This is a genomic window from Oxyplasma meridianum, from assembly GCF_038024865.1.
Classification (GTDB): domain Archaea; phylum Thermoplasmatota; class Thermoplasmata; order Thermoplasmatales; family Thermoplasmataceae; genus Oxyplasma; species Oxyplasma meridianum.
Genome location: NZ_CP133772.1, coordinates 252,041 through 270,254 on the forward strand (window position 1 = coordinate 252,041; position 18,214 = coordinate 270,254).

At 41.9% G+C, this 18,214-nt stretch carries 15 protein-coding genes; 6 read left to right on the plus strand and 9 right to left on the minus strand.

Annotated features, from left to right (window positions below; genetic code table 11):
• From OXIME_RS01305 to sufC, 5 genes are read right to left on the minus strand one after another with little or no spacing between them, the layout of a single operon-like run.
• On the minus strand, positions 1–378 hold the full coding sequence (locus OXIME_RS01305) for an iron-sulfur cluster assembly scaffold protein (RefSeq protein ID WP_393971685.1): 378 nt from the start codon (positions 376–378) through the stop codon (positions 1–3).
• Entirely contained in the window at positions 368–1,657 is a 1,290-nt protein-coding gene (locus OXIME_RS01310; RefSeq protein WP_393971686.1) for an aminotransferase class V-fold PLP-dependent enzyme, read from the minus strand. Before OXIME_RS01310 ends, OXIME_RS01305 begins: the two co-directional genes overlap by 11 nt.
• Entirely contained in the window at positions 1,635–2,876 is a 1,242-nt protein-coding gene (locus tag OXIME_RS01315; RefSeq protein ID WP_393971687.1) for a SufD family Fe-S cluster assembly protein, read from the minus strand. Before OXIME_RS01315 ends, OXIME_RS01310 begins: the two co-directional genes overlap by 23 nt.
• 6 nt (positions 2,877–2,882) lie before the next feature.
• Positions 2,883–4,331 (minus strand): Fe-S cluster assembly protein SufB, encoded by a 1,449-nt coding sequence (sufB, locus tag OXIME_RS01320; protein WP_393971688.1) that lies wholly within the window; start codon positions 4,329–4,331, stop codon positions 2,883–2,885.
• A 2-nt stretch (positions 4,332–4,333) separates the two neighbouring features.
• Positions 4,334–5,074: a Fe-S cluster assembly ATPase SufC gene (gene sufC / locus OXIME_RS01325; RefSeq protein ID WP_393972228.1), complete on the minus strand. Its 741-nt coding sequence runs from the start codon at positions 5,072–5,074 to the stop codon at positions 4,334–4,336.
• A 101-nt stretch (positions 5,075–5,175) separates the two neighbouring features.
• Between sufC and OXIME_RS01330 the strand changes: the two genes are divergently transcribed.
• Positions 5,176–5,850: a helix-turn-helix transcriptional regulator gene (locus OXIME_RS01330; protein WP_393971689.1), complete on the plus strand. Its 675-nt coding sequence runs from the start codon at positions 5,176–5,178 to the stop codon at positions 5,848–5,850.
• On the opposite strand, the gene OXIME_RS01335 is transcribed toward OXIME_RS01330, so the two are convergent.
• Positions 5,847–6,788 carry an NAD-dependent epimerase/dehydratase family protein gene (locus OXIME_RS01335; protein ID WP_393971690.1) on the minus strand — a complete coding sequence of 314 codons (942 nt, stop codon included), beginning with the start codon at positions 6,786–6,788 and terminating at the stop codon, positions 5,847–5,849. The two genes, OXIME_RS01330 and OXIME_RS01335, sit on opposite strands and share 4 nt — an antisense overlap.
• Before the next feature lie 1,878 nt (positions 6,789–8,666).
• Here OXIME_RS01335 and OXIME_RS01340 point away from each other — a divergent pair.
• Positions 8,667–9,848: a glycine C-acetyltransferase gene (locus OXIME_RS01340; protein ID WP_393971691.1), complete on the plus strand. Its 1,182-nt coding sequence runs from the start codon at positions 8,667–8,669 to the stop codon at positions 9,846–9,848.
• Between the two features lie 62 nt (positions 9,849–9,910).
• Here OXIME_RS01340 and OXIME_RS01345 read toward each other — a convergent pair whose 3' ends face one another.
• Entirely contained in the window at positions 9,911–10,495 is a 585-nt protein-coding gene (locus OXIME_RS01345; protein ID WP_393971692.1) for a hypothetical protein, read from the minus strand.
• 169 nt (positions 10,496–10,664) lie between these two features.
• Positions 10,665–10,844 carry a hypothetical protein gene (locus OXIME_RS01350; RefSeq protein ID WP_393971693.1) on the minus strand — a complete coding sequence of 60 codons (180 nt, stop codon included), beginning with the start codon at positions 10,842–10,844 and terminating at the stop codon, positions 10,665–10,667.
• Positions 10,845–10,934: 90 nt separating this feature from the next.
• Here OXIME_RS01350 and sfsA point away from each other — a divergent pair, with 90 nt between their 5' ends.
• From sfsA to nth, 4 genes are all read left to right on the plus strand, one after another.
• On the plus strand, positions 10,935–11,627 hold the full coding sequence (gene sfsA / locus OXIME_RS01355; protein WP_393971694.1) for a DNA/RNA nuclease SfsA: 693 nt from the start codon (positions 10,935–10,937) through the stop codon (positions 11,625–11,627).
• 198 nt (positions 11,628–11,825) lie between these two features.
• Positions 11,826–12,872, plus strand: a complete 1,047-nt coding sequence (carA, locus tag OXIME_RS01360; protein ID WP_393971695.1) for a glutamine-hydrolyzing carbamoyl-phosphate synthase small subunit — start codon at positions 11,826–11,828, stop codon at positions 12,870–12,872.
• Positions 12,859–16,041 (plus strand): carbamoyl-phosphate synthase (glutamine-hydrolyzing) large subunit, encoded by a 3,183-nt coding sequence (gene carB, locus OXIME_RS01365; protein WP_393971696.1) that lies wholly within the window; start codon positions 12,859–12,861, stop codon positions 16,039–16,041. The genes carA and carB overlap by 14 nt, the downstream gene beginning before the upstream one ends.
• Entirely contained in the window at positions 16,038–16,679 is a 642-nt protein-coding gene (nth, locus tag OXIME_RS01370) for an endonuclease III domain-containing protein (protein ID WP_393971697.1), read from the plus strand. The genes carB and nth overlap by 4 nt, the downstream gene beginning before the upstream one ends.
• A gap of 4 nt (positions 16,680–16,683) precedes the next feature.
• On the opposite strand, the gene OXIME_RS01375 is transcribed toward nth, so the two are convergent.
• Positions 16,684–18,129: an NAD(P)/FAD-dependent oxidoreductase gene (locus OXIME_RS01375; RefSeq protein ID WP_393971698.1), complete on the minus strand. Its 1,446-nt coding sequence runs from the start codon at positions 18,127–18,129 to the stop codon at positions 16,684–16,686.
• Positions 18,130–18,214: the final 85 nt, after the last annotated feature.

The window sequence follows — 18,214 nt, forward strand, 5'->3', positions numbered from 1 at the left end:
TTATTCATCTCCATATTTAACTAGAATCTTTTTCAGTGCATTGAAAGAGATCAGCGCACACTTTTCCCTGCTTGGTCCAAGCCTGATGCCTATAAGATCAAGATGTTCTTTTTCAGTCAACTTCTTCAGATCCTCCAGGCTCTTTCCCATCACCTCATCGGTTAGAATTGATGCTGATGCCTGGCTGATTGAGCAACCTCTACCGACGAACTTGATCTCCTTTACCCTGTGTTCCTTTATCAATAATGATACCTTAACTGCATCCCCGCATACCGGGTTGTATTCAGTTATCTCTTCGGTGGGGTTCTCAATTACACCCGAATTGTGAGGATGCCTGTAGTGTTCCATTATGAATTCCATTCTCTCCTCATCTTCCATGATTATATACCTTCCTTATTCTCTCGAGTTGTTCAAAAAGCCTGTCCACATCATTCCTGGTGTTATATACATAATACGAAGCCCTTGACGTGGCCACCACTCCAAGCCTGTGGTTCAGAGGCATTGCGCAGTGATGTCCCGATCTCACCGCAACATCTGTTTCATCCAGAGATGATGATACATCATGCGGATGTACTGATGATCCAATAATTAAGCCATTATTCATCAATTGGCTGTCCATGTCCATGGGAGGTATCTCTCCAATATTAAAAGAATAAACGCCATCTTTTGCATTCGGGTCTCGGGGGCCGTAAGAGACCAGGTTCTCAATATCATATTCATCTTCCATTTTCAAGGTGTACTGGATAAGATCCCTCTCATGATCCCTGATCTCATCCATTCCAACCCTATTCAAATAATCAACCGCAGCTGAAAGGCCTATGGATCCCTCTATATTGGGTGTTCCTGCCTCAAATTTTAGCGGGACATCATTCCATGTTGATCCAAAAGTAGACACTGTCCTAATCATCTCCCCTCCACCAAGGAAGGGGTGCATCTGATGGAGCATTTCCCTCTTCCCGTACAGGACACCGATACCAGATGGCCCAAGCATCTTGTGCCCTGAAAATGCAAAGAAATCGCATCCAATATCCTGAACGTTAACCTTCATATGAGGAACACTCTGTGCCCCATCTACAATAAATATACTTCCATTATCATGAGCCATTTTCCCTATTTCCCTGACTGGATTTATTGTGCCCAGCAGGTTAGAAACATGTGTTATTGAAACTATTTTGGTTCTGGGAGTGATCTTTCTCCTGAAATCTTCCATATCCAGCTTACCTTCTTTTGTTATATCTGTGTAGATTACCTTTATTCCTTTCTCTTCAAGAAACTGCCATGGAACTATGTTTGAATGGTGCTCCATTATAGAAATAAGAACCTCATCTCCGGCTGAAAGATTTCTTCCAAGAGTATATGAGAGAAGATTCAGAGCTTCAGTGGTATTCCTCAGGAAAACTATCTCATCCGAAGAGGGCGATCCTATGAAACCTGATATGTTTTCCCTTGACTTTTCATACATGTCTGTGGCAGTCTCGCTTAAACTGTATATGCCTCTGTGGACATTGCTGCAATAATTCTGGTAGAAATCTGTTACAGCATCTATAACGCTTTTTGGTTTCTGTGATGTTGCGGCGCTGTCTAGATATGTAAGGTTACGGTTTCTTTCTGAGAGAAAAATAGGAAAATCCTGCTTAATCCTTTCCCATTGTACCAAGAATATTGCCTTCTGTGTATTGTTGTATTCTTTTTTTCATGAACTCACTGTTTGATTTCTCAATCACGTAGGACACAAAGCCCTCTGTAATCATTGATCTAGCTGTCTGCTCATCAATTCCCCTTGACCTCAGATAAACAATTTCTTCCTCGTTCACATTGCTGATGGCCGAACCATGTTTTGATTTTGTATTGCTGTTCTTTATCATAAGCCCGGGCTTGGAGTTGGCATAACCCTCTTTTGAAAGCAGAAGTATCTTTGAATCATAAAAACCGGTGGCGTTTACAGCCTCAAACTCCAGATCTATATTCCCTCTATGTATTGTTGAGCTTAATCCCTTAACGACTCCCCTCACATGTATGTCTGCTGTTGAAGATTTACCGGTTTGAAAGCTGCTGTCCCGTATATCAATTTTCTGTTTCCCGTCTGAAAAGCTGACACCGTATACACGGTAATCTGAACTATCCCCAAACTGTTGTGACTCATTTCCAAATATTACCCTGCTGCCTCCATGATTTATGTGGAATATCTGGAATTCCGTGTACCGTGACTGGTAAGATTTTACAAATGAAAGATCAGTTACAGATAGTGACTTGTCCTGAACATAGTTGAACTGTACCTTTGAATATTCATCTTGGAAGAAATAGATATTCTTTCCCTGTACAGCATCACCATCAGAAAGGCTCTCATTGACTTCTGTAAAGTTAAGTTTTGATTCCACACCGCATGAGACCACTGTCTTGTATGCATATGAGTCTGATCCGTTTGAAAGATTGTGTACTGTTATGTCAGCCTTCACATTCTTGTCAACTTTCACAAAGAGACCCCTCTGCCATGCTGAATTGATGAGAAATTCTGTCCTGTCATCTCCAAGATGGCTGTTATCAAGAAACCTGGATCTTATTTCCGAATCTTTGGAAGCTTCAACCAGATCCAGTACTTCCACACCTTCCGGAAGATTCTCGAGAGATTCAACCTTCCCGTTCAGCACTTTTATGTTGGCTTCCTTTATAAATTGAGGGTTCCTGGGAGTCTGCCTGAATTCACCATAGAGCATCCTTTCCAGGTCCTTGTCAGTTACCTGAACGTATTCACTTACTGTGGGGCTTTCCTTGAAACTTCTAATCGGAGTCTTGAGAAATGCAAGAAAGGAATCCCGCCTGAACTCAAAAGCTTCGTCATTGAGCCTTGTCTTTAATGTTTCTGGATACGTCTCCATGAAAGATCATCCTACCGCGCCCATTTTGTTCATTTCAAGTTTTACCAGACGATTCATCTCAACTGCAAATTCCATGGGTATCTCCTTCATCACATCGTCCATGAATCCCAGTACTATCATGGAACTGGCCTCTTCCTCACTCAGCCCTCTTGACCTGAGGTATGCGAGTTCTTCAGTGTCAATCCTTCCAACTGTTGCCTCGTGACCGAATGTTGCTGTCGGTTCATATATTTCGTCATGGGGATAGGTGAATGAGGTTGATTCGTCGTTTATCAACAGTGCGTCACACTGCACATGGCTCTTTGAATTCACTGCACCCTTGTTCATCCTGAGAAGACCTCTGTATATGGCCTTCCCATCCTCTATGCTGATACTCTTTGCCACTATCCTTGATGATGTGTGTGGTGCAAGGTGAATTGCTTTTGCGCCAGTGTCCTTTATAGTCCCAGGCCCTGCAAGTGATATGTTCAGGTTATGCGTTGAAGCATATGGGCCTCTCAGATATGATGAAGGATAGAGCATTGTAACTTTTGAACCCAGAGATCCGCCTACCCATTCCATCTGACCGTTCTCCTCCACCCATGCCCTCTTGGTGGGCATGTTGTATACACTCTTTGACCAGTTCTGGACACTTGTGTATCTTGCCTGTGCATTTTTCTGGACATATATCTCAACAATTGCACTGTGAAGAGAATCAGTGTCGTATCTGGGTGCTGTGCACCCCTCTATGTAATGTACCTTTGAACCCTCGTCGGCAACAACTATTGTGTGCTCGAACTGGCCTGTTGCCTCTCCGTTCATCCTGAAATAAGTCTGAAGTGGCATATCGATCTGTACCCCTTTTGGGACATACAGGAAAGATCCTCCGCTCCATACTGCAGCATTGAGTGCTGCAAACTTGTTGTCCGATGCTGGTACAGCCTTACAGAAATAGTCTTTCACAAGATCTGGGTGCTGCTTCAGCGCTGAATCCAGATCCATGAAAACTACCCCCTTGTCCTCCCACACCTTCTTCAGGTTATGGTAAACGCCTTCACTGTCGTATTGTGCCACTGATCCCGCAAGATATTTCTGCTCCATCTCTGGAACCCCAAGTTTCTGGAATGTGTTTTTTATGTCATCAGGTACTTCGTCCCAGTTCCTGGCTTTGACTTCGTCCGGCCTTGTGTAGTAATGTGTGTTATCCCAGTCTATTCCGCTGAGGTCCGGTCCCCAGGTGGGTACGGGTTTCTTCATGAATATCTCCAGTGCATTAAGACGGAATCTTCTCATCCAGTCCGGTTCTTTCTTGATTTCGGAAATTTCCTCAACCACATGCCTGTTCAGGCCAGTACCTGTTGAATATATTGATCTGTCGGTGTCATGAAATTCCCAATCTTCCTTCCTTATATTTGAAGATTTAAGATCTTCAAGCAATTTCTCAATCTGTTCGTCTTTTGTTAATTCTACTTCCATTTTCACTCACTCCTTATCCAATCGTAACCATCTTCTTCTATCTTCAATGCCAGTGACTTTTCACCGTTCATTGCAATTTTTCCATCTATGAGAACATGGACAAATTCCGGGTCTATGTTCTTAAGTATTCTCTGGTAGTGTGTTATGATAAGAAAACCAACTTCCTGGCTATAATATTCCCTGATTTCATCTGCAACAAGCTTAAGAGCATCAACGTCCAGACCAGAATCGATCTCGTCAAGGATGACAATCTTTGGTCTCAGTATGACCATCTGAAGAATCTCAGCCCTCTTTCTCTCCCCTCCAGAGAAACCGTCGTTCACTGATCTTGAGAGAAACTCCTCGTCCAGTCCAACCTTTTTCAGATGATCCTTAATTCTGCCCTGGAACTCGCTCAAAGGTACCTTCTCTTCAGGATGCAACTGCTTATAAGCTGTCCTCAGGAAGGAAGAAAGCTTGACGCCAGTGACTGATACAGGATTCTGGAATGCCAGAAATAGCCCTGCCCTAGCCCTCTCCTCAGGGGTCTTGTTCGTCAGTTCCTTACCATCCAGTTTAATTGATCCGCCGGTTATGGTATAGTTAGGATGACCCATTAAGGTACTTCCAAGAGTGGTCTTACCTGCACCATTTGGACCCATAAGGGCGTGTATTTCTCCCCCTCTGATGGTTAGATTTACACCTTTCAGTATCTCCTTGTCTGCCACAGAGGCTCTGAGATCTTTTATAATTAATTCCGACATTGATTTTGACACCAGCAGTTTATACATTTTATATATTTAAACACTTTCTTATGTCTAAATTGACTAAAGTATTTATAGCTGCTTTTGATTATTATATTATAATGGTTGAATCGATATCTGAGAATAGTGATATAATAGGAATGCTTGGAAAGGTGAAAGAAAATATCCTGAAAGAGCTTAGCTATTCTGAGAAAAGCACTGCTGAACTTTCAGAACTTCTGAAGATAAACAAAACTGCGGTTAAGGAACATATGGGTTATCTGGAAATGAAAGGTTATGTCCGATCATATTTCAGAGGAGATGGAAGGGGCAGGCCAAGTAAATTTTATGAGATCACTGACAGGGGGATTGAGCTTTTTCCTAAAAAGTATGTGGCGTTTGCATCTCTGCTTGTTGATACACTGGAGAAAGAGATAGGAAAGGAAAAGGTCAATGTTATTCTTGCAAAGGTTGCAGATCGGCTCATAAGTGAAGCAGGATGGAAAGAGGGGGGCATTGTGAGTTCAATGTCAAGAAGCGAAAAAATCCAGAAGCTTGAAGATTTTGTAGCCATACTAAACCGCCTTGGTTATTATGCACGTCTTGAGAAAACCCCAGATTCTGTCAGGATTGTTAGACATAATTGCATCTTTTATGAACTGGCAAAAACCAACAAAAAAATCATCTGCGGGACTCTCGGTTCTGACATGATAAGTGGTTCCCTGGACACAAACTTCTCCATAAAGGAAAAATTTTCCGATGGAGGAAAGAAGTGTGTAGTTGAAATTTCAGTTTAGGCCTTTAATTTCCTTTTCAGATTCAGTACCATATCTTTTACTGTTCTTTGGAAGTCATATTTCGGTTTAAAATTCCAGTCTCTCTGAGCTTTGGTGAAGTCGATAGAGTGGGGCCAGCCATCTGCTATATCCTGCCTGTAATCAGGCTTATACTCAACCCTGAATTCCGGGTAATACTTTTTAATTTCTTCATACAGAGAAGCGGGGGTTATACTGTATGATCCAACATTATAATCCGTGGATCTTGTTAGATTACTTCTAGGTGCTTCATAAAGATCAATAACCGCATCAAGTGCATCAGGCATATACATCATTGGCATTTCGGTGTCCTGCTTCAGGTAGCACGTGTAATCTTCTCCTTTTACTGCGTGTATTATCATATCAACAGCATAATCTGTGGTACCGGCTGTGGGTGGGAATTTATAGCTTATAAGCCCTGGAAATCTCAGCCCCCTTACATCCATTCCGAATTTTTTTGAATAATATTCTCCGAGCATCTCTGCGGAAATCTTTGTTATTCCATACATGGTTGCAGGCCTGATCACTGTATCTTCCGGAACCATATCCTTGGGTGTTGTCGGTCCGTAAACGCCTATTGTACTGGGAATGAACAGCTTGTTCAGATTTAACTTTTTTACCACAGTGTACATATTCTGTGTCCCCATAAGGTTAACATTGAATGTCAAAAAAGGATCCTTTTCTCCGGTTGCTGATAAAATAGCTGCGAGGTGAAAAATGTCAGTAATATCATTTTCCTTAATCACTTTCATGATTTTATCCAGATCTGCCACATCAAGCCTTGTATAGCGTATGTCTCCGGATGCTTCACTCTTAATATCTGAAACGAGAACCTTTTCACTGCCGTACTTCGATATAAGATGTTCCGAAAGTTCAGTCCCTATCTGACCCAACCCACCAGTTATAAGAATTGTCCCCATAAAGGTCTGTTGAGAATGGATATGCTGAATAAAAAACTAATGAAATGCAGGGAAACTTTCCACTGTGTTTATATTTAGCCAGGGAAATGGTTATGTATAGTCCCGTATGCTTCCCCTTTCAATGTGTGAGCAGAAAGGACAACGGTTTACAGTGTATTCATAATTATTCATCTTTACAGGATCAAACTCGCAAAGACAATCACACACATGATGCGACATGCACTTTTCACACATCATTGGCTTACGTTTTTTACCTTTATTAGGTTTATCGGATACAGGCAATATGGTGATGATAAAAACCCTTATACTGATTATCACATTTATAAATATGATTAAACCAACCATGTTTAAAATGTATGGCATAAATTCTTTTTATATTTTGAGAAAGAAGCTTATAAAAGATGTAAATTGCTTGTAATTAGCATTTTTTGTAGCTGGACATCCCATGGGAGGCACGGGAAGAATGAAGAGAACTTGATAAGGACGGATTTAACTTACCATCTTGAAGCCTCCTTCCCATAGGGAGTTACTTTCGGATATACGCACATGGAGATTGAAGATCTACTTGAAAAGGCAACTTTGGTCATGGAAACGGGAAGCCCTTGCGTTAGCTGGGGAAGAATGCCACTGCCACCTGAAAGTTCTGGCAGTTTTAAAATAAAAACATTTTCTTGCAAATTCGTAATAATAGAAAAACTAATGCGGCATCCATTTAAGTCACTGGATTAGTATACCCCGTGGCTTAAGATCCTAAAAGAAGACTTCGAATATGGATCAGTAAGCTGTGATTGGGAATTAGAAAAATCTGGTCTCAGTGGAAGGGAAGAAACCTAAACGGATAGCATAGAAAACAATTGACATATTAGACAATTATCCGTTTAGCACTGGCGTCTGGCACAAATTATTCAACATAGGGGGGCTTAGAATCGTGCATTCCATATATGTTCGGAAAAACAGTTAAGTATTGTCAGGTTTTTATTTATGAAAGCTTTGGTGATGAAAAAATAAATGAAGCAGGTTTTGGTGATAAGGGAATTCCGAAATTTAATGGGTAAGATGCCCATTTTGAAACTACAACTGCGCTTTTATGTACCTCTGATACACATACCCTTCATGGCGCCTTATGTGAGAGAAAAAATCTAACTATTGGACACGAAGCGGTTGGAATGGTATATAAGAAGGGGGCCATGTTAAGACTTTAAGATTGGGGAAAGAGTTGTAGTTGGTGCAAAAACACCTGACTGGAATTCAAAACAGCCCATATAAGGTATGCTTCTCAGTCTAATCAGGCACTGTGAACTGGGATAACGTTAAGAAAAGCTGTAACTGTGACCAAGCCAGGCGGAATCTTTTCCAACATCGGATGCCATTCAGAAGGGGATTTCGCTTCCATTCCGAGAGAGGGGGAATTCGCATAACTGAGAAATCACTGAACACTGGTCTCTGCACTGGCGGGAGACTTAGATTGGAAAGGCTTATGAAGCTGATTAAGAAAGGAATGATTGGCCCTAGAGGGCTAATAACACAAGTTCGCATAAAACACAGACCATAAAGAATATTCAAAAGAAAGAATCCTAGAGGGCTAATAACAAAAGTTCGCATTTACTCATGTGTCTAATGCCTTCAACATGATATTCAAAAAAGATCCATGGGGTCATAAAGCCCATCATTAAATTCCATTGAAAACAGATCCTGGAATTCCCCTATAAAGAATACTTTAAAAATACCCCCATCACTGCATAGGCAGATCTATTGGAAATGGGTGGTCTGGCGTAAGGACAATCTTTTCAACATTGGCATGCATTGGAATTGTGTCTATCTCTCTTAAACTGGATCACCCTTATATAAAAAATTCCTATGACTTTGCAGTGCATAAATATGTCTGGAATGGGCTGGATTAAAAACGAGTTAGAAAATCTGAAGGAGAATGGAAGATATATACCTATAAGAATTTTACAGAGTCCGCAGGGCTCGTGGGTCAAGATAGACGGGAGAACATTACTGAATATGTGCTCCAATAACTACCTAGGTCTGGCAAATAATCCAGAAGTCAAAAAAGCTGCAATTGAAGCCATTGAAGAATATGGTGTTGGGGCTGGAGCGGTGAGATCAATTGCCGGTTCTGATGAACTACACATCAAACTGGAAGAGAAAGTTGCAAAATTCAAGCATATGGAAGATTCACTTGTTTATCAGGGAGGCTTGCTTGCAAATTCAGGCACAATTCCAGTTCTGGTTGGAAAGGACGATGTGGTTTTCAGCGAGGAGCTCAATCATGCAAGCATCATAGACGGAGTCAGGCTTAGTTCTGCAAAGAGAGTGGTATTCAAGCATATGGATAAGTCTGATCTTGAAAAGCAGTTAAAGGAACATAGGAACGAAGGAAAAAGATCTTTAGTCATTACAGACGGAGTATTCTCCATGGATGGGGATATTGCACCTCTTAAGGAAATTGTGGAGCTTGCACAGAGATACGATACAATGAGTTATGTGGACGATGCCCATGGGGAGGGAGTTCTGGGAGATCACGGAAGAGGTATTGCTGACTATTTTGGTATTGGATCAGAACTTGATGTTGAGATGGGAACCTTTTCAAAGGCACTTGGAGGTATGGGCGGTTTTGTTGCCGGATCCCATGAACTCATTGATCTTCTAAAACAGAGGTCCCGCCCATTCCTTTTCAGCAGTGCCCTGAACCCCGGTGAGGCTGCGGCCATAATGAAATCCATTGAAATTATGGAGAGGGATGACAGCCTTCTCAAAAAATTATGGAAGAATTCAGATGATCTCAAGAATGGACTTGGCAATCTGGGTTATAACACAGGAAGCAGCAAAACACCAATCACGCCTGTTATCGTGGGAAATGAGAAAAAGGCCCTTGAACTGAGCACAACGCTTTACAATGAGGAAAATCTCTTCGCGTCTCCAATTGTATATCCTACTGTACAGCTGGGAACAGCAAGGATAAGGCTTATGCCTTCAGCTCTTCACAGTAACAGCGATATAAAGACTGCAATTGATGCCTTTGAAAGTGCCGGAAAAAAACTTAAAATATTGTAATCCCCAGAATTCCGGATGGAAAAAGCTTCGGGGTGATTAAAACCCCTATTTTTATTGCAAAATCAGCTTTCGAACTGGTAGCTGACGTTTTTTATGCCCTGCGTTGCAAGATATTTTGCTATGTCCATCTGGGTATAGGTAAATTTTCTGCTGAGAACCATGAACTTCTCCATCTCATTCAGCTTAAAATCATGAATGAATCTGGCTACCATCTCCTTCCTGTCTCCATGGTTGAATCTAAAAACAGCATATGAATCAAATTTACCGTATGATTCCAGAACGCCTCTTTCATAGAAATGCTTAACTCTCGCATAATCCGGGTGAATTTCTATATGTGAGAAAATTTCAGCAAATGACTTCTGCGGCATGATGTTTCCATATGTAACCACAAGAAGCTTGAATTTGAAATCTGTAATTCCTTTCAAGAACCTTCCGAAAGCAGATATCCCCTGATATCTGAATGGATCGTCCCCATAGATGAAAATAAAATTATCATCACTTTCCCTCACTTTTATTCTGGAAAATCTCTCCGAAACTGAAGAAAGCAATGATTCATCTATTTTGTCTCCCGTTTTTATTTCTCTCATATCAAGAAACAGGCTTTCCTTGCCCTTGTATCTCCCTGATTTTATGATTTCTGACTTCATTTCAATTTCCCCTGGAATATTAACACCTGCCAGTCCTGATGCATCTTACACCAATTGGATCTGGCCTATTTGCTTCAATTCTAAATTCTTTAATCTTTTCCGGTAATTTATCATTCTTTTCTATATATGAACATGTCGCAGAGATTATGGTTGCTTACATGTGCTGTTTTTAGCACCGAGGAATTCCCCGTTTTCCTCTGTAGAGATCTTCTCTCTGCCTGAATGAAACTGGTTGCACCTCTGAAGGAAGTCTATTCACCTTCATGATTAATGGCAGAAGCCTGCCCATTGCTGATATCCCCTGGACTTCACTGACCGATGATATGATGATTGGTGAGTTATGGGGCATAGGTTAAGAGTCTGACGGCATATTAATATTTATCAACTTGACTTCAAAAAATCAATGTCACTGTTTTAAACCTGTGATTAATAACCTTGAATGGCAGAATGGCCCCTGATTGATGTGTCGGTTGGAACTGCAATGTTAAGAATTCCAGGAGAACAATACGAAGGTATGGTTTTAACTAGGCCAAACCGTTTTTTGGTATCTGTTTCCTACCGAAACCAGACGGTGGTTTGCCATCTCCACGACCCGGGGAGGCTGAAGGAACTTATATATGCGGGAAACCGTGTACTATTCAGGGAAGCTGTCGGATCCAAGACAAAATATTCTATAACTGCCGCATTTCATGATGGCCAGTGGATCCTTACCGATACCAGATTTCACAACACAATTGCTTCAAAGTTTCTGGACCCAGGATGCAAAAGAGAAGTTAGATATGGCAGCCACGTAATTGACTTTAAATGCGGAGACATATTTGTTGAAGTCAAGGGCGGTACCCTTTATGAAGATGGATTTGCCACCTTTCCAGATGCTCCGACTAAAAGGGGTTCTGAACACCTCAGGGCGCTTCTTGAACTTAAGACAAGAACAGACAATGCCTTCCTGATTGTTCTCTTTTTCAATCCAGAACCAATCCTGTTTAGGCCCAACAGAAAAACTGACCCAGAGTTTGCTAGACTATTTTACACTTGCCTGGAAAATAATGTCAGGATTAAGGTGTTCAAGTTCGGGCTTTATGGAAATGAAGTTGTTTACAGGGGCGAAATAGGCATTTCTCGCCTTCAATAGAACTCTATTCCCAGTGATGTAAAGGCAAATCAATTTATCATTCTTCAGTATATAGCATCCTAGAGTTAATTGCTTGGAGATAATAGAAACACTGTAGACTTTAAGTTTAGTATAAGTAAAGCAATATTATTGGAAATGTTCCATCATATTTCTCTTTTTTTCCAATTTTCGGGGGTAATTTAAATTAAAGCATACCTGTTGCTGGAAGATGGGACGAAAATAGCCGGGGAAACCAACTCAGAGTTTGATGATGCCTATGGTGAGGTGGTATTCACAACATCCATGACAGGCTATATGGAATCCATTACGGATCCTTCATACAGGGGACAGATACTTGTTTTTGCCTCCCCAACCATTGGGAATTACCCCTTGAAACTTGGACGGATGGAATCTGACAGGATACAGGTGGCGGGAATAATAGCCAGAGATATTCACGCAATCCTGCCATCCATGGAGATCAGAGAAGAATTTTACAGCTACCTCTCTGAAAATAAGATTCCGTTTCTTGATGGCGTTGACACCAGAAGTCTGGTGAGGAGGATAAGGGAACATGGAGTGATGAAGGGCTGGATTACCGGCACTGCTACCCAGGATCTGGAATGGCCCGATCCAATGGACAGAAATCTTGTTGGCGAGGTTTCACGTAAAGAGGCTTTTAAATTGGATTCCGGAAAGGAACATGAAATACTGTTCATTGACATGGGGACTAAGAGGAGCCTCCTCGAGGATATAGGGCGTCTTGGAAACCTCAAGGTTGTTCCATATGACCATGATTTTTCTTCGGAATCCGGGAAATATGAGGCAGTATTCATATCAAACGGACCTGGAGATCCGGATCATGTTTCCCTTGAAAAGACCAGGAAGTTTATTAGGGAAAGTTATGGTAAAGTTCCAATTTACGGGGTATGCCTTGGGCATCAGATCATGGCTCTTGCACTGGGAGGTAAGACTTTCAAGATGCCTTTTGGGCATAGAGGGTCCAACCATGCTGTAACAGATGGGACGCATATATGGATTACCTCACATAACCACGGTTTTGCAGTGGATGGCAAAAGCCTTGTAGAAACAGATCTGAAGGTTACACAGTGGGATATAAACGACGGTACCCCTGAAATGATGGAGACAGAGAGTGGCATGGCTGTTTCAATTCAGTATCACCCGGAAGCCTCTCCTGGACCGCACGATGCCAGATGGTTTTTTACCAGATTTAAAAAGGACCTGGAGGATCATCATGCCAAGAGATAAACGCATAAAGAGAGTTCTGGTTATTGGTTCAGGGCCAGTGGTGATAGGGCAGGCGGCTGAATTTGACTATGCAGGGTCTCAGGCGTGCATGTCTCTCAAAGAGGATGACATTCAGGTTGTCCTCCTTAATTCCAATCCGGCAACCATCCAGACAGATTACACCATGGCAGACCGCATATATATGGAGCCTATGAATGTTGAGACAATAAAAGAGATCATTTCAAGGGAAAATATAGATTCAATACTTCCCACAATGGGAGGGCAGACTGCCCTGAATCTGGCTGTTTCTATTGGCAAAACAGGGTTATTGAATGAGAATTTAAGGATAATAGGAACACCACTTGAAAGCATAATGCTTGCCGAGAACAGGGATCTGTTCCACAAGCTCATGCTTGACATGGGTGAACCTGTTGCAAGGTCATGGACAATCAGGAGAGACTGGTATTATAAGGACCTTGGTTCTATTCCGGACAAAGCCGTTATAGTAAGAACATCATTTTCTCTTGGTGGCACAAGCGGATCAATTTTCAACTCCAAAGAAGAATTATTTAATTTCTGCAGACGGCTTTTCACTGAAACGGATCAGGATGAGATTGACGTGGAGGAATCCATAGCCGGCCTGAAAGAGATTGAATATGAGATAATAAGAGACAATGCTGGAAACTGCATCATTATCTGCAACATGGAGAATCTTGATCCTATGGGTGTGCACACAGGAGAGAGCATAGTTGTAACTCCTTCCCAGACGCTCAGCGACATTGAATATCATATGCTCAGGGATGCTGCCTTGAGGATCATAGGCGGAATAGGTATTAGAGGGGCATGCAACATACAATTTGCACTTGACAGCACATCAGGGAAATACTATGTTGTTGAGGTCAATCCCAGAACTTCAAGATCTTCAGCACTGGCATCAAAGGCAACCGGATATCCAATAGCGAGAATCTCAACAAAGATTGCACTTGGTTATAATCTCACTGAGATACTCAACCCCATTACCAGAACAACCTATGCAGCCTTCGAACCTTCGCTGGATTACGTTACTGTAAAGATACCAAGGTGGCCTTTCGACAAATTTTCTGTTGACAGGACGCTTGGCGTGCAGATGAAATCCATAGGAGAGGTCATGGGCATTGGAAGAACCTTTGAAGAAGCACTTATGAAAGCCATTGCTTCCCTTGATAACCCTGAATCCAGGAAGTTGAGGATGTACCTTGGTAGTGATGATCTGGATAGATTGCTATCCAGACCTTCAGATCTAAAAATATATGCAATTTTCGAAGCTATTTTCAGGAGTTATGAAGTGGAAAAAATAATAAGAATGACAGGTTATGACGGTTACTTCATTTATAAAATTGCAAATATTGTTTCTGCCCTGAAAAAAGTCGGGATTGGAGAAATTCCGGAAAATATAAGTGAATGCAAAAGTCTTGGAATTCCTGATTCTATAATCTCTTCATTCTCCAGGATCAGCGAAAAGGATCTGATCAGATACCGTATTGAGAACGGTATAACCCCATGCTTTAGAGGCATAGACACATGCTCAGGGGAGTTCCAGGTAAAGATTCCCTACCTCTATTCAACATATTTTGAGGAGGATGAATCATCCCTCTTTCAGACAGACAGAAAGAAGATCATGGTGCTGGGTTCTGGCCCCAACCGTATATCCCAAGGTCTGGAATTCGACTATGGTGCAGTGAAGGCCGTTCAGTACCTTCGCAAATCTGGTTATTATACAATAATGGTTAACTGCAATCCGGAAACTGTATCAACCGATTTTGACATATCTGACAAGCTCTATTTTGAGCCGCTAACCATTGAACATATTTCAAACATAATACACAGGGAAAAACCGGATGGTCTAATAATACAGTTCTCCGGGCAGACCGGGCAAAATATATCTCTGGATCTTGCAGAAATTTTTGGTGAGGAGTTGTTCCTTGGAACAAAACCCTCCCAGATTGTTAGGATAGAGGAGAGAACTGAATTTTCTTCAAGACTTGAAAAAATAGGTATCAGGCAGCCAGGGTTCGTGACTGTGAGAAACATTGATGAAATGTATGAAAAACTCCCCTCTATAGGACTTCCTGTGATCGTGAGATCCAGTTTCATAATAGGCGGAAGGTCCATGGATATTGTCTATGAACCGGCAGATGTTTCTGAGAGGTTACAGGCAGTATTCAGGGAAAGACCTGGTTTTCCTGTCCTCATAAGCCGTTATATTGACGGTGCAACAGAAATGGATGTGGATTTTGTCTCCAACGGGAAACAGAGTCTTGTATATGGAATCTCTGTACATATAGAGGAGGCTGGAACCCACTCCGGAGATGCAACAATGGTACTTGGTCCCGACACTGTTAATGAACAGATACGGAAGAAAATCTTTGAAATTGTGGATCGAATGACCATTGATTTCAGCCTTAATGGCCTTTCAAATTTACAGATAGCAGTCAAAGATAATGAGATATATGTCATAGAGCTGAACGCAAGGTCAAGCAGATCTGTCCCCTTCGTCTCCAGGGCAACGGGAAAAGATCTGGTTGGAGATGCTGTAAATGCAATGATCACCGGTTCCATTGAATATGCTGATATCACAATTAACGCTTATTTTGTAAAGGTACCAATTTTCCCCTTCAATAAATTCTCTGATCTGGATAGCGTGCTTGGACCTGAAATGAAGTCTACAGGCGAGGGCATAGGGATAGGAATGTCCCTGGAGGAGGCCATAATGAAATCCATGAAGGTGGCAAAACTGGATGTAAAGAGGATATCCAGAGTTCTCATAACAGTGAATGATTTTGACAAAGAAGCTGCACTTGATATTGCAAGGGACATAACAGGAGCAGGAGGCAAACTATTTTCCACACCGGGAACCCACAAGATTCTTTCTGAGAATGGTATTGAGAGCACTGTTGTTTACAGGGTGGATGATGTGAGAAAACCAAGCGTTGTGGATGTTATAGTCAACGATGAGGTGGATATGGTAATCAACACCCCCACAATGCTTTCCGGTGCCATAAGAGACGGTTTTGAAATAAGGAGACATGCCATAAGGAAGGGTTTGCCGGTTTTAACCAACATAAGGCTTGCTCATCTTGTGGTGGCATCCTTTATCAGGAATGTTGAATATGGATGCCTGGACCTGAATGAATACAGGGTGATAAATTGAAGATTACTGATGCAAAGCGCAATTTCGGAACCATATATGATCTCATTAAGAGTATGAGTCCCCCTCATCATTTCGAATTCTCGGATCCCTTTTGGGTACTGGTGACAACACTTCTGTCACACAGAACCAAAGATCAGGTGACGGATGCAGCGGCGAGATCCCTTTACAACAGGTATGGAACCGCTGAAAAACTTGCATCTGCCTCATACGATGATGTCCTGTCCCTGATCTTAAAGGTTGGATTCTGTAAGGTTAAGGCGACCAGAGTCATCCAGCTAGCCGGAATAATAGTGAATAGATATGGTGGAAGGGTGCCAGAAAGCAGGGAGGAACTCATGTCAATTCCGGGAGTGGGACGAAAAACGGCTAATGTTGTTCTTTCCGATTCCATGAATATTCCCGCCATAGCTGTTGATACACATGTGCAGAGGATCAGCAAAAGAATTGGCTGGTCAAAGTATGACAATCCTGAAAAGACAGAAGAGGTACTTATGAAAATTGTACCAAAGGATGAATGGGTGGGTTTTAACCCAGTTATGGTGGAATTCGGAAAAACCATATGCAGGCCCATTGGCCCAAAATGCAGCCAGTGCCTTATAAATAAATATTGCGATTTTTATGCCAAAAATAAGAGGTAGGGTTTCAAACCGGATTGGGCTTGAATCTCTCCTTTGCATCCTCTATGATTGAAGTAACCTTCTTTCTCCAGTTTATGAACACCTGGGGATTTTCGGGGTATTCCTCATACATGCTGTTAAGTTCCTTCATGCGGTTTATAGCGTATAGCATATTGGAAAAGGCATTTATGTTGCTCATCCCCTTTAGAACAAATTTGAATTTTGATGCCAGGCTAAGCTCGGGAACAAGACCCAATGTTATATCAGAAGCTTCCTTTGTTGTTAGGAACTTCTTCATCCCGTAGTTTATGATATTATTGTTCAGAGACTGAAGATATATTCTAAAAACTTCCATTCCGGCAGTTCTCTTGCCGTAAGCATCATTGTAGTCTATGTTATAGTTCCACAAGCCGGAAGTGCTGACATCTCCATTGTCGATTGCCTTTGATGCGTTCTCTCCTGCAAGTATTCCTGAAACAAGAGCCGGACCAATTCCTCCGGCACTGATGGGATTTGGCATAGCCATGCTGTCCCCTGCGCCCATGTAGCCGTTGAACACAAGGCTCTCCATCTGTCTCCGGACAGGCACAGACCATATTCCCTTGCCATTTCCATTTTTATTCCACAGCTTCAGGTTTTTAAGCGTTGGATTCCATTTTACATAGTTGTCTATCAGTGTCTGGAGATTATCCTTCCTGTTCATCTTTGAATTTCTTATTTCAAGACTCCTCTTTTGCACTCCAAGACCAATGTTGACCTTGTTGCCGCTCTTTGGAAAAACCCATCCGTAGCCGCCAGGTGCTATCTCGTTGTTGAGATGTATGATAGCATTGTCAGGATCGTAAAAATTCAGGTCTTCGTGATCAAGATCGAATTCATATATGTACCTGCCAGTTGATTCAATATCATCTATATCTACAGTTCTGTCAACAAAGGGATTTTCCGGAAGATTTCTTCGCAATACTGTTGAGACTCCAAGTGCATCGATGATGATTTTTCCACTATAAACTGCGCTTTCACCTTTGCTGTTCCTTCCCTTGATTCCAGTTATAAAATTGTCTTCAATCACCGGGCCCTGTACCTCAAATTCACTCTGGTACTGGACTCCGCTCTTTAAGGCAAATTGCAAAAGTTTTGCTTCGAAATCTGGCCTGTCCAATGTATATCCCACTCCATCAAAGGGAAATCTTGACTCCATATCCGGTGATAGAGCTATGACTCCATCCACCCTTCTGTCCAGTTCAGGTTTACCAAAAATTATGCCGGTCTTCCTCTGAACAAAATCTATGTGAGATCCGGCAACTGCATCGCCGCAGGGCCACCCCCACACTGTTTTCTTTCCAACTTCACTTTCCTTGTTTCTGTCCAGCAGAAGTACCTTTTTACCCTGCTTTGCTGCCATTGCAGCTGCAAGCGATCCTGAGAGGCCAGCCCCTGCGACAACAATATCGTATGAATGATTCGAATCCATAATAATCAAACTTAGCTCTGAATATAGGTTCATATTTAAAATTTTTTCAGAATCTTTTTTGCAAACATTTTTTATTAACGGAACC